A 13,598-nucleotide genomic window follows, 5' to 3' on the forward strand; every position below is an offset into this window, starting at 1 on the left:
AGGCCGAAGGCTTGATAGCGGATATTCTGGGTATTGATGTTAGCCAGCTGTGAGTGAGCCGGGTTAACTGCGGTTGCCGCTTTATTCAAAATGATACACATTGTGTATCTGGTGGGCTAGAATGATCGAAACCAAACTTTAAACCAAGAGGTTGCCATGACCGCTCAAACAACGATTACCGATCCGCAAACCCATGCCGTCAACTTGCGCGTTCGTAGTGAAACTCGCGCCTTGATTGACCAAGCCGCCAAAGCGCAAGGCAAAACCCGCTCGGAATTCATGATCGATGCCGCCCGCCGCGCCGCCGAAGAATCCCTGCTGGACCAAACGCTGGTGCGGGTCGATCAACAAACCTACGACCACTTTCTGGCAGTGTTGGACCAACCGCCCAGCGGTGGAGGGTTTGAGCGCCTGATGGCCGCCCCCAAACCCTGGCAGAATTGATGCTATCCGAACCGGTATTGCTGGCAACGCGGCATCAGCTGGGTGATTTTAGCTGCGGGGTTGCCAGTTTGGACGATTGGCTCAAGCGCCGCGCAAGGCCCAACCAAGTCAGCGGCGCATCCCGTACTTATGTCGTGGCGGAGGGTGATACGGTGGTTGGCTATTACTGTCTGGCATCCGGTGCGCTGGCCTTAAACGAAGCGCCACCGGCCATGCGCCGCAACATGCCCGATCCCTTACCCATAGCCGTATTGGGCCGATTGGCCGTCGACCGGTCTTACCAAGGCCGCGGCCTTGGCGTGGCCCTGCTGCAAGATGCCGTGTTACGCACGATGCAAGCCGGCGACATTCTCGGCATACGCGGCCTGCTGGTGCATGCCTTGTCCGCCGAGGCGCAAGCTTTTTACCAACACCATGGCTTTGTGTCATCGCCCACGCAGCCGATGACTTTGATCTTGTCGTTGAAACGGTCTTCTGTTATGCGAACGGTTGGCGAATATCCTGGACAAATCTCGATTGCTGAGGATTTTGACGAGCCGTTGTCGCTGACGAATCGAGAGACAGTGTCTCCCAAATCTATTCTGCCGCCACGGAGCGATGAGGCAAACGATGATTGAGCAACTGGCGGCTTTGCCGACTTACGAGGCTTACAAGGATTCCGGCGTGGAATGGTTGGGGGAGATTCCTGCGCATTGGTGGGTAGTACCTCTTAAACACGCCTTGTCGTTGACTTCTGAAAAAGTTTCCAGTCGAAATTCGGTATTGAAATATTACGGTATGGAGAATATTGAGTCATGGACTGGGCGTTTCATAGAAACTGAATCTGAAGTTGAGGGCTTAGCCAACAAGTTCAACGAAAACGATATTCTTTTTGGGAAACTAAGACCATATTTAGCTAAAGTCGCGTTAACTGAGAACGAAGGAATATGTTCAACAGAGTTTTTGGTATATCGAACCAAAAAATACGCGGCCCATTTTTTTAAATATTTACTCGTTTCAACCGACTTTATCAACGTGGTTGATGCTTCTACTTATGGTTCGAAAATGCCAAGAGCTAATGCCGATTTCATCGGCATACAACGACTACCGATACCAAATCTCTCAGAACAAACCGCCATCGCCACATTCCTGGATTGCAAAGCCGCGCAAATCGACCAAGCCATGGCGATCAAGGAACAACAAATCGCATTGCTGAAAGAGCGCAAACAAATCCTGATTCAAAACTCCGTCACCCGTGGCCTTGACCCCAATATACCGATGCGCGATTCCGGCGTCGAGTGGATAGGCGAGATTCCGGCGCATTGGGAAATACTGGCAAACCGTGCCTTATTCAGAGAAAGAATCGAACCAGGCGAAGAGGGATTACCGTTATTATCCGTTTCGATTCATACGGCGGTTTCTTCAGAAGAAATTCCCGAAGACGAAAACATTCGGGGGCGAATCAAAATTGAAGATAAAACCAAATACAACTTGGTTTGGCCGGGTGACATAGTCTTCAACATGATGCGTGCTTGGCAGGGGGCAATTGGCGCAGTAGTAGTTAAAGGTATGGTCAGCCCTGCCTACATTATTGCTATACCTAATGAAAAAATAGTTTCTTCATATTTTGAGTATCAATATCGTTGCCCGGAATTTATTCAACAAATGGACAGAAATTCAAAAGGAATTACCGATTTTCGGAAAAGACTGTATTGGAATGAATTTAAGCAATTGCTGACTGTCGTTCCGCCTATCGAAGAACAAACCGCCATCGTCACCCACATAGAAACCCAATCCGTCAAAATCGATCAGGCCATTGCCATCCAGCAACAACAAATCGACAAACTGAAGGAATACAAAGCCACGTTGATTAACAGCGCCGTTACCGGCAAAATCCGGGTTCCCGAGGTTGCCGCATGAGAGCTTTGGCCGCCTTGCTCGCACAAGCCGATGCCTTACTGAGCCAATTGCAGCAATACCGCGATTGGGATAGCCGGAGCGTGGACAAGGCTACCGACATCGAATATACCTACGACAGTAACCGCATCGAAGGCAACACGCTGACCTTGCGCGAAACCGATCTGGTGATCAACAAGGGACTGACAATCGGCGGCAAGCCGCTGGTCGAGCATTTGGAGGCGATCAACCATTACGAGGCGGTGGAATTGATCCGCGATATGGCCAGCCGCGATGCCCAGTTCAATCGACACGACTTGTTGACCTTGCACGCCTTGGTCTTGCGCGGTATCGATAAACAGTATGCCGGTCGGCTTCGGGATATTCCGGTGATGATCAGCGGTAGCAGGCATACACCGCCGCAACCTTGGCTACTGGAAGAGCAGATGGCCGGGTATTTTGAGTTCTATGCGCAAAACCGGCAAAGCCTGCATCCGATTGTGCTGGCCGCCGAGCTGCATGAGCGGCTGGTGACCATTCACCCGTTTGTGGATGGCAATGGCCGTACCGCTCGCTTGGTGATGAATCTGGTTTTGCTGCAACACGGCTACCCCATAGCCATTATTCACGGTGACACCGAATCTCGGCTGGCGTATTACGATGCCTTGGAGCAATGTAACTTGGCTCAGGATAAACAGCCTTTTCATGGTTTGATTGCCGAGAAAGTCATCGAAGCCGTGCAGCGCCGACTTTCTCTAATTAGTAATTATTAATTAGTAATTACAAATTGATGAGTAATGTTTTAAAAGAAAAAAGCTTCGCTTTTGCCGTTCGGATCGTGAAGCTCTATAACTACCTTTGTAATGAAAAATGTGAATATGTAATGTCGAAACAACTGTTGCGTTCCGGCACGGCGATTGGGGCGCTTTATCGAGAAGCAGAAAGTGCAGAATCTAAACCCGACTTTATACATAAATTGGGTATCGCCAAAAAAGAAACTAACGAAACACTTTACTGGCTGGAATTGCTGAGTGAAACCGGCTATATCGATGAGAAACAGTTTGCCAGCATCTACCCCGAAGCAGAAGAGCTCATCAAACTCCTGACGAGCATCATCAAAGCGTCAAGAATTAATAATTAACGAAATGGTCAGCAAAACCACCGAGAAAGAACTGGAAATTGCCATCGAAAAACAGTTGACCGGCACCTGTCTGGAAGCCCAAAAGGGTGTTGCCGAAGTGGGCGATCTACCGTTCAGCCCCAACCACGGCTACCAACTCGGCTTGCCACAGGATTTCAACGCCCGTTACGCCATCGACAGCAAACGCTTTTGGGCCTTTCTGGAGCACACCCAGCCTAAAGAGCTGGAAAAGTTGAAAAAACACAGCGGTGATTGGCAGCTTGAAGTGCTGGAGCGCTTCGATAAGCTGATCAAAAAATACGGCCTACTGCATTTGCTTAAAAAGGGTTTAAGCGTTGACGATGCCACCTTGCACCTGATGTATCCGGCGCCGTTGGTCAGCAGTTCCGACAAGGTGAAGCAAAACTTCGCCGACAACATTTTCAGCAGTACCCGCCAGGTGCGTTACTCGTTGAGCAATACCCTTGAAGAAATCGATCTGGTGTTGTTCATCAACGGTCTGCCGTTTGCCACGCTGGAGCTGAAAAATCCCTGGACCGGCCAAACTGCGCATTATCACGGCCAGAAACAATACCGCGAAGATCGCGACATCAATCAGCCTTTGCTGCAATTTGGTCGCTGCCTGGTGCATATGGCAGTGGATACCGATGAAATCTACATGACCACCAAACTGGCAGGGCCGCACACCTTCTTTTTGCCGTTCAACAAAGGCCACAACCACGGCGCCGGCAATCCGCCCAATCCCAACGGCCACAAAAGCGCTTATTTATGGCAAGCCGTGTTTAGCAAGGAGAGCGTCTTCAACATCATTCAGCATTTTGTGCGACTGGATGGCAGCAGTAAAGAACCGCTGGATAAGCGCAACTTGTTTTTCCCGCGTTATCATCAACTGGATGTGGTGCGCAAACTGGTGGCACATGCGAGTCAAAACGGTGTTGGGCAAACCTATCTGATCCAACACTCGGCGGGATCGGGTAAATCCAATTCCATTACCTGGGCAGCCTATCAATTGATCGAAGCCTATCCGGCCAGTCTGGATACGCCGGGTACGGTTGATTTGGAAAAGCCATTATTCGATTCGGTGATTGTCGTCACCGACCGCCGCCTGCTGGATAAGCAACTGCGCGAGAACATCAAGGATTTTTCCGAAGTCAAAAATATCGTCGCTCCGGCGTTTAAGTCGTCGGAGCTGAAAAGCGCCCTGGAGCAGGGCAAGAACATCATCATTACCACCATCCAGAAATTTCCGTTTATCATTGACGGCATCGCCGATCTGAGCGACAAGCGTTTTGCGGTGATCATCGACGAAGCCCATAGTTCGCAAAGCGGCTCGGCGCACGACAATATGAACCGGGCGATGGGTAAAAGCGAGCAAGCTGAGGAAGAGCTGGATGTGCAGGACAAAATTCTGCAAGCCATGCAATCGCGAAAAATGCGCGGTAACGCCTCGTATTTAGCCTTTACCGCGACGCCGAAAAACACCACGCTGGAAAAGTTCGGCGTTAAACAGCCGGATGGCAGCTTTGAACCCTTTCATTTGTATTCCATGAAACAGGCGATCGAGGAAGGCTTTATCCTGGATGTGTTGGCCAATTACACCACCTATAAAAGCTATTACGAGATCCAGAAATCCATCACTGATAATCCGCTGTTCGACAGTGCCAAGGCACAGAAAAAGCTGCGCGCCTATGTCGAGCGCCATCAGCAGACCATTGCCGTGAAAGCGGAAATCATGCTCGACCATTTCATCCCGCAGGTGGTCAACAGCAAAAAACTCAAGAGCAAAGCCAAGGGCATGGTGATTACCCAAAATATCGAAGCGGCCATTCGTTATTACCGGGCGATTAGCCAGCTATTGAAGGACCGCGGCAATCCGTTCAAGGTCGCCATCGCCTTTTCCGGCACTAAACAAGTTGACGGCATCGAGTACAGCGAAGCGCAAATCAATGGTTTTGCCGAAAATGAAACCCGCGATTATTTCGATCAAGACGAGTACCGCTTGTTGATCGTCGCTAACAAATACTTGACCGGATTCGATCAGCCCAAGCTCAGTGCGATGTATGTCGATAAAAAATTGCAAGGCGTACTGGCGGTGCAAGCCTTGTCGCGATTGAACCGAGCAGCACCCAAGTGGGGTAAGAAAACCGAAGATTTGTTCATCCTGGATTTCTTTAATTCGGTAGACGATATTAAAACCGCCTTCGATCCTTTCTATACCGCCACGCGCTTATCGGAAGCCGCGGATGTCAATGTCTTGCATGAGTTAAAAGACGCACTGGACGAGGTGGCGGTGTATGAGTGGTTTGAGGTTGAGCAGTTTGTCGAACTGTATTTCAGTAATGCCGATGCCCAGCAGCTAAGCCCTCTGATCGATACGGCGGCAGACCGATTCAATCAGGAATTGGCGCTTGATGAACTGGCTAAAGCCGACTTCAAGATCAAGGCCAAGCAGTTTGTCAAAATCTATGGGCAAATGGCGTCTATCATCCCGTATGAAATTGTTGTTTGGGAAAAACTGTTCTGGTTTCTGAAGTTTCTAATCCCCAAGCTGATCGTGAAAGACCCCAATGTGGATCAGATTGATGAATTGCTGGAGTCGGTGGATTTGTCGTCTTATGGTTTGGAACGGGTCAAACTCAATCACTGCATTGGCCTGGATGCCAGTGAATCCGAACTGGAGCCCACAAACCCCAATCCGCGGGGAACGCATGGCGGTGGTGGAGAACACGATCCGTTGGATGAAATCATCCGCAATTTTAACGAGCGTTGGTTTCAGGGTTGGGGTGCTACGCCGGAAGAGCAGCGCATCAAGTTCATCAATATCGCCGACGGTATCAAGGCGCATCCCGATTTCCAGGAAAAATATCAAAATAACCCCGATGTGCATACCCGAATCTTGGCGTTTGAAAAGATGTTTGAAGACGTGATACTAAAGAATCGACGCAACGAATTGGAGCTGTATAAACTGCTTGCCAACGATCCCGCATTTAAAGCTGCTATGCAGCAGAGTTTGCGGCAAATGGTGGCGTGATGCGCCGATAGCTGTATTTATTTGAATGATCTAAATTTATTAACTTTTAAAACCATCAACTCTCAATTATGAACAAATCCGACCTCATCGACGCTATCGCCAGCCATGCCAACCTGACCAAAGCCGATGCCGGCCGCGCATTGGATGGTATTACCCATTCCATTCAAGCGGCATTAAAAGCAGGCGATTCCGTAGCGTTGGTGGGCTTTGGCACCTTCGAAGTGAAAGAACGTGCAGAGCGCATTGGTCGGAATCCACAAACTGGCGAAGCTATTACCATTGCAGCGGCTAAATTGCCATCGTTCAAAGCCGGTAAAGGCCTGAAAGACGCGGTTCAGTGAATTTGTGTTATCGGGTTTTCAAATACGGAAAACGAAGTCGTTTCCCTGGATGGACAAGTCGCTGTTGGCTAGTTCGTTGAAGAGATAATCAAAGAAGCTTGTACAGTCAAAAAGGTAAGGGATGGGAAGTTTTGCATTAACTCGGCTGATTTTGATCGACTCGTATAAGCCCGGTACGCTACAAGAAGTTCGGTTGGAGGGGCACACCAATCTCAATGGCGTCAACGGTGCCGGTAAAACCACCTTGCTGAGATTGATCCCGTTGTTTTTCGGGGAGCGGCCTGGGCGACTGGTCCCGAAAAGCCGGGTCACCGAAAGTTTTGCCAAGCATTATTTGCCCAACGAATCATCCTACATTATTTTCGAGTATCTCCGCGACCAGCAAGTCTGCATGGTGGTGATCTATGCATCACTCAACGAAGAAGGGCTGTGCTACCGCTTTGTCGATAAGGGCTTCGATCGCGACGACTTTCTGGAAACCCGACTCGATGGTTCTTGCTACCCGATTTCCTGTCGTGATCTGAAACGCCACCTGGACAAACGCCAGATCAATTGCAGCAATCAGCTGACGTCTTGCAGCGACTATCGCACGGTGATTCAGAACCTGCCGCATAGCAAGGGCCAGGAATTGCGCAATCTGATTGCCCGTTACAGCTTTTGTCAGGGCAGCGCCGGACGACGATTGAAGGATATAGAAAAGATCGTCTCCGGTATGTTGCAACGTTCGACCGATTTCGCCGACTTGCGGGAAATGCTGGTCAATTGCATCGACGAGAACCGAGATTCAATCTCCTTGGATATATCCATGGACAAATTGGAGGATTGGTATAAGGAATATCGCGCTTACCAACACAGCGAAGCCGAGCGGGAACAGGCGGCTGAACTGAGCGAACTGGCCGCCGAACAGGAACAGTTTAAAACCCGATTTGGTGAGCTGCACAAACGCTTACTGCTGCTGCGGGAGCGTTATCGCCAGCAACATCAAGGGCAGCAAGAACGACTGACGAGATCCGAACAATCGCTCGAATCCTTGAAATCCGATTGGGAGACACACGAACAAGAGATGCAATCGGCACTGGCCAGGCAACGAGCCGAGCTAACCAGTCAGGAGAAGCAGAAAACCCAACTGGAAAATGAAAAAGCTGAGTGGGACGCCAAGGACATACAACGTAGTATCCGTCAGGCCGAGCAACAGCCTGTCTTTGTCGATAATCTGGCAAGGGAACAACAGCACTACGAGAAGCTGACGTCCGAAGTTCAGGACATCAATGCCCAATTCGCGGCGATCAAATCCGACATGGAGAAAGGCTACGCCGAGCAGCGTCACCAGCACGAGCGGCAGATTAATGAGGTCAGGGCTCAAGCAAGCCAAGATGAAGCTAAACATCGTGCGGAATACGACCAGATCCGGGAACAACTGAGAGCCTCAAATAACAGCAAACAAGAGAAACTACACGGATCGGCCGGCGAGGTTCAGGGAAAGCTGGGGGCACTGAATGCACAGATTGCCCAAATCCAACCTGATCCGGAATTACTCCAAACCCGAGAAACCAAGCTAGAACTTCAACAAAGTCTGCAACAGCAATTGGAACAGGCCAAAACCGAAGTCGCCGGTATCAATAAGCGTATCAAAGCCAATCAGGACAATGTCGAGTCTGTACTAGACCAAAAGCGAAATTATCAGGCAGACAAACAATCCATTGACGAGGCGATCAGTCGTTTAAAGCGGCAACTGGATACTGAAGCCGATACCTTGCTGCGGTTTTTGCGCGAACATCAACCCGGCTGGACGCAGGACATCGCCAAAGTGGTTAATCCGGAATTGTTGCTGCGCGACGACCTGGAACCGGCGTTAATAGAAAAGCCAGCAGGATTTTACGGTGTCTCATTGAATCTGGATGCGCTGTCAGCGGATTTGGCGGCCGACGAACAGCAAATCCGTGCGTTGCTGTCCGAGCATGAACACCGCTTGCGCGAGTTGGCCGGTTTGGACGAACAGGCCGACCAACAACTGGCTGCTTTGAAAAAGGGCGACACCCAATTGCGCAAGCAATCTCAGCAAGCCGAAAGTGAACAGGGTCGGGTGCAAAATAGTTTGAACGCCATCAAGTCTGAACTAGCTTCTTTGAAACTTCAGATTGAAAACAGCAAACGTCAGCGCGCACAGCAGTTGCAGACTGAAAAAGTGGCGGTTGAGGAAGCACTTAACGAAATCAAAACTCAGCTGGGTGATTTGAAGCGGCAATTGCAACAGGATGAAAAACGGCTCGCCGCCGAACTCGACATCGCTATCGCCCGGATCAAACAGACAGCAGAACAACAAGTCGAACATATCAGGCAAGATATTGCCTCGCTAAACAGCCAAGAGCTGCAGGCATTGCAACAATTGGAGCAGCAACGGCTGAACAGCTTGAAGACTCGGCAAGTCGATGTCGATGCCTTACAACAGCTTGAGGCCCGAATCGACACTTTGAAAAAGCAGTTAAAGGCCGCCAAAATCGCCGCTGAAACGGTGAGCGACTATCGCCGCTGGGAGCAACTGCATTGGTCGGGCTATGCCGAATTGTGCAACGCGATTCGCGGGCTGACTGCCGACCACCGTCAAACTGAGGCACAGTTTGCTGCCGCCAAGCAACGATATCAACAACTCAGCAGCGAATTGAAAGCAAAGCAGGGGAGGCTGATTGCCGCGTTGCAGAAACTAGACCAGGAGATGAAAACGCTGGAGCAATTGCTGGAGGATTGCTCTGCCTACGCCCGTTATGCGCCAAATGTCGTCAGCTTTGACGAATCCCACACCCTGGCCTTGTTACAAGGTGAATATCGCACCTTGAATGAGGCTTACAAAAATCAGCGTCGAATGTTGCTGGCAAAGCTTAGGCATTTGAAACAGACCTTGGCGCGTTATCCCGGTACAGGTCCTGCAAAGTATTATACGAGCCAGGAAAATGAACTCGGTCTGGACAGCGACGAAACCGCTTGGTTGTTGCCAATTTTGAATTGGTACGATACGGCACATCAGGATTTGCGAAGTTTGCTGGTCAATCAGGCCAATCTGTTCGGCGCGGTAATCCGGAATTACCAGCAAGCTCTGGAACATTTCGACCGCGGCATAGACTCCCTGTCCAGACGCCTAACCAAGCATATCGACAGCAATATTCGTTTCGAGAAAATCGAAAGCATCCAGGGACGCTTGACTTCGAAAGTGCAGTCCTTGGGCTATTGGCAGCAGATCGTCGCCTTTACCAAGCAATATGATGACTGGAACAGGAACGGTGATGGCCGTTTGCCCGGCGAGTCATTCGCGGACATGGTGCGCTTGGTGGCGGAACAAATGCCCGGCAAGGGCAGGGTGGAAATGAGGCTGGTCAGTCTGCTGGAACTGGAAATCATTGTCAGCGAAAACGGCCGCAGCAAACGTGCGACTCATGCCGAGGAATTACAGCAAATCTCTAGTCACGGCCTGTCGTATCTGATTTTGTGCGTATTCTTTATCGCCCTGGTCAACATGATACGCAAGGACCAGCCCTTGAACATCATCTGGCCGATGGATGAGTTGAAGGAACTGCATCAGGTCAACATCGAGGTGTTGCTGGAGTTATTGAGCAATAACGGTATTACCTTGCTGTCCGCTTTTCCCGATCCCGATCCAGACGTACTGCGGCTGTTCAAAAATCGTTATCAGGTGGTCGGGCAGCGGGAACTGGTTGAGATGGAAGTCGATGACACCTATCTCGCGGAATTGGCGCCCCTGGTGAGGGAGCTGGCAAATGTTTGACGTTTTACTGAAACGCTTGCTGCAAGGCGAGTTCATTTGCGAAATCAGCGACGAGAACGGCTTTCGATTTTTGCAACAGTCCGAGAATGCTCAACAGGTCGATGAGTTCTTGAGCCGTCTGCAATACCGCTTGAGCAAGACTCAGAATGGTCTGGCGTATTATGCCGCCTATCGGCAAATCGACGCCGGCGCCCGCCGCGATATTCAGCGCGTGTTTCAGCAGTTTCGGGTGGAACTACAGCCCGTCGTGGAATGGCTGGACATGATGATGGCCTGTTTGCATCGCGATGCAGCCTTGTCGCCTGGCGATACGCTGAGTTTCGGGGCGCTATTGCAGGTCATCGAGAGCAATCAGGCTTTGGCGGATCGTCTGCAAACCTTTGGCCGCTTCAAAGACTTTGTCTGCACCGACGATGCCATGAAAAGCCGTCTGGAAAAACTGCTGAAAACATTGGATCAATGGGGCTATTTGCATCTGTCCAACCGCGACACCCTGATTTACCAAGTGACCGGCAAGCTGGATTATTTCTATCAGGCGCTGCAATTCATCAAAGAGCATGAACAATTGCCGATCACGCAGGACGAAGATGACGTAGCCCAGGAGAGTCTGTTTTGAGTCAGGCTGAACAAAGCATGGAACGGCTGTTCAAGGCGCTGGCCAACCATAGCGAACTGATCGCCAAGGCCTATTTCAATGGCACCATCTATTCGGATAGCCAGAATCAACGCACCCTCAATCAGCTAAAGCAATTGAAAGTGCTGGTCAATCACGGCGACGATGGTTTCCGCATCGCCGGCCGGTTGAGCCAGTTTCTCGATAGCGCCTTGAGTAGCGACCGGATCCGCCGTTTGGATACCGATCTGTCGAGCTGGATCGATACCCTGGAGCAGCAGATTGGTTTGTACCAGGATGCCTGGCGGGAGAACCGGCTGGACGATGTCGATCATTACCTGCTGGAAATCCAAAGGCTGGTATTCGATTTGGCCGACAATCTGGAGGAAAACACCAGTTATCTGTTGATGTTGGTCAACAGCCGATTTGCCAATGTCCGGACTCTGGCGGAAAAACAAAAACAGAACACCTTTTATATTGCCCGTCTGGAAAAACTGGTGAATGCCATCAGCGCTTTGCAACCGGAATTTTTACTGGAATACGTCGAGGAACAACCGGAGTTGCATCAATTGCTGGAGCGACAATTGCTCCGGCTATTGCCAAAGTATCAACAACGGCTGCAGGACATCCTCGATAAGCTAAAAATTTTCCTGTTCGAACTGCGGCAAATCGAAATGCTTGCGCAACTGGTTCAGGGTTTTGCGTTTTATCTGCGGCAAAATCCCGATTACCAGCCGTTGGATTGGAGCGAGCACGATCAGATTCCTGAACATTGGAATCGCATTCAACCCTTAGCGTTGTCGGCGCATGCCGATCCCATGGACCACGCTGTGGAGCAGGAACTGGTCGAGATCGTACAGAAGATTCGTATCGATAGCGATGCCTTGTTAGCCAAGCAGAAACAGCGGCGTTTGAACGCGGTGACATTAAACCCTGCGGAAAAACAGACTCTACAAGTTCCTAAATACCGACGGCAACTGGCGGCTTATATGGCCAAAGTCCGTCAACAATCTGGCCGGCCATTATCGGCGCTGGCTTTTCAACAGGTGTTTGCCAACGATGTTGAACCCGCCATCTGGTTGGCGTGCGTGATGAACGAATGCATGAAACAGCAACATAAGTCCTTGCAAGTCGAATGGCGGGAGATAGGCCAAGGAGCGGGCTTTACCGGCAACAAAAAGATTTGCGATATCGTGTTGTGCTGTCGGGATGGCGAAAGATGAACAAAACATGGTTGGCGGTGATAGCTCGCGCGATCGATAGTGAACAGGAGCTATTTCCGCTCAATCAAACCTGGCAGGCCATTCACCAGGAATACAACATCGGCCTGACTCAAGCCAAAAAACTGCTGCTCAGCTACCAAGACAAACTGGAACTGAGGGAACTCGTCCAAAAAATTTCTCATATCGATTTGCAGAAAGTCAGTCCGGGTGAGTTTGCCGGTATGCAACGGGAACAGGTTCTAACCCTGGCCATAAATGAAAAGCTGGCCGGTCAATCGGTGAAGAAAAACCGTCTGGCCATTAAATCCTTACCGGGCAGGGCGCTCAAGTTAAACGGTGAACACTATCGATTGCCGGAGAACAGCCATTGCGATATGGCCTTAGAAAGTATCAGTAGCGTCGAACATCAGAGCATGTGGATTATTGAAAATTACCGCTGCTTCGATCAGTTGGGCGCCATCAAGTTGGAGGAATCGGCGGCGTCCACCGAACCCTTGGTGGTGTTTCGTGGCGATCATATTTATCAGGCTGGCACGGTGTTGAGTCTGATCGAAAAGCTTCAGTTGCCGGTCTGGGTAATGGGTGACCTGGACCCGAAAGGCCTGAGCATCGCGCAGTCTTATCCCAACTTTGCCGGCTTGATTGCGCCGAACATGGCAGTGTTGGAGAACTATTTTAGCGACCCCAGCAAAGCCAATCGTAAACTCTACGAAAAACAACTTGCCGGCTGCCGAAAGGCATTATCGGATACCCGCTACCCCATCATCGAGAATTGTTGGAAGAAGATAAAGCGGCATCAGGCAGGCATTGTTCAGGAGCATTGGCTGGTCGTTAACACGACGCTGAAAATGCACCCAGCCTAACCCAGATCAGTGAAGACCTGATGATTCCAGAGCCAATACCCAACCTTTATCAAGATCGCTTTCCACGTTTAACCGAAAACGGCGAGTTGATGACTGATGCGATCATCAAATTGACGCACCGGTACCTGGATGGAAAACCAGCCAAAGTCGGAAAGCGAAGCTTGAGCGCAGCTGATCGAGATCTCGATTTTTGGAATGCCATTTTTTGGGAAGACGTCTCCAACGAGATTTTCGAGACCGAAGCCTTCGCATTGGCTTTGGCTCGTTATCTTCAGCAAAACAAGGTGAC

12 protein-coding genes are annotated in these 13,598 nt (G+C 50.4%); 11 read left to right on the plus strand and 1 reads right to left on the minus strand.

Annotated elements, in window-relative coordinates; translation table 11 throughout:
• Nucleotides 1–156 precede the first annotated feature (156 nt).
• The 11 genes from NP589_RS15440 (at nt 157) to NP589_RS15490 (ending at nt 13,309) form a co-directional block, all read left to right on the plus strand.
• Complete coding sequence (locus tag NP589_RS15440) at nt 157–444, plus strand: type II toxin-antitoxin system TacA family antitoxin (protein WP_256607796.1); 288 nt, start codon at nt 157–159, stop codon at nt 442–444.
• Nucleotides 444–1,061 carry a GNAT family N-acetyltransferase gene (locus NP589_RS15445; protein ID WP_256607797.1) on the plus strand — a complete coding sequence of 206 codons (618 nt, stop codon included), beginning with the start codon at nt 444–446 and terminating at the stop codon, nt 1,059–1,061. The genes NP589_RS15440 and NP589_RS15445 overlap by 1 nt, the downstream gene beginning before the upstream one ends.
• A complete protein-coding gene (locus tag NP589_RS15450) occupies nt 1,054–2,343 on the plus strand; it encodes a restriction endonuclease subunit S (protein WP_256607798.1) in 1,290 nt (429 codons plus the stop codon). Before NP589_RS15445 ends, NP589_RS15450 begins: the two co-directional genes overlap by 8 nt.
• Nucleotides 2,340–3,092 carry a Fic family protein gene (locus NP589_RS15455; RefSeq protein ID WP_256607799.1) on the plus strand — a complete coding sequence of 251 codons (753 nt, stop codon included), beginning with the start codon at nt 2,340–2,342 and terminating at the stop codon, nt 3,090–3,092. Before NP589_RS15450 ends, NP589_RS15455 begins: the two co-directional genes overlap by 4 nt.
• A 17-nt stretch (nt 3,093–3,109) precedes the next feature.
• Nucleotides 3,110–3,460: a four helix bundle protein gene (locus NP589_RS15460; protein WP_256607800.1), complete on the plus strand. Its 351-nt coding sequence runs from the start codon at nt 3,110–3,112 to the stop codon at nt 3,458–3,460.
• A 4-nt stretch (nt 3,461–3,464) separates the two neighbouring features.
• Nucleotides 3,465–6,491 (plus strand): type I restriction endonuclease subunit R, encoded by a 3,027-nt coding sequence (locus NP589_RS15465; RefSeq protein ID WP_256607801.1) that lies wholly within the window; start codon nt 3,465–3,467, stop codon nt 6,489–6,491.
• Between the two features lie 68 nt (nt 6,492–6,559).
• Entirely contained in the window at nt 6,560–6,832 is a 273-nt protein-coding gene (locus NP589_RS15470) for an HU family DNA-binding protein (protein WP_256607802.1), read from the plus strand.
• 121 nt (nt 6,833–6,953) lie between these two features.
• On the plus strand, nt 6,954–10,610 hold the full coding sequence (locus NP589_RS15475) for an ATP-binding protein (RefSeq protein ID WP_256607803.1): 3,657 nt from the start codon (nt 6,954–6,956) through the stop codon (nt 10,608–10,610).
• The gene (locus NP589_RS15480) at nt 10,603–11,226 is read left to right on the plus strand and encodes a condensin complex protein MksE (RefSeq protein ID WP_256607804.1); all 624 of its coding nucleotides are present in this window, start codon (nt 10,603–10,605) and stop codon (nt 11,224–11,226) included. Before NP589_RS15475 ends, NP589_RS15480 begins: the two co-directional genes overlap by 8 nt.
• Nucleotides 11,223–12,446, plus strand: coding sequence for a hypothetical protein (locus tag NP589_RS15485; protein WP_256607805.1), 1,224 nt, complete (start codon nt 11,223–11,225; stop codon nt 12,444–12,446). The genes NP589_RS15480 and NP589_RS15485 overlap by 4 nt, the downstream gene beginning before the upstream one ends.
• Complete coding sequence (locus NP589_RS15490) at nt 12,443–13,309, plus strand: DUF7281 domain-containing protein (protein ID WP_256607806.1); 867 nt, start codon at nt 12,443–12,445, stop codon at nt 13,307–13,309. Before NP589_RS15485 ends, NP589_RS15490 begins: the two co-directional genes overlap by 4 nt.
• 68 nt (nt 13,310–13,377) lie before the next feature.
• On the opposite strand, the gene NP589_RS15495 is transcribed toward NP589_RS15490, so the two are convergent.
• Nucleotides 13,378–13,587: a hypothetical protein gene (locus tag NP589_RS15495; RefSeq protein ID WP_256607807.1), complete on the minus strand. Its 210-nt coding sequence runs from the start codon at nt 13,585–13,587 to the stop codon at nt 13,378–13,380.
• Between the last annotated feature and the right edge of the window lie 11 nt (nt 13,588–13,598).

This window comes from Methylomonas rosea (assembly GCF_024505055.1).
Lineage (GTDB): Bacteria > Pseudomonadota > Gammaproteobacteria > Methylococcales > Methylomonadaceae > Methylomonas > Methylomonas rosea.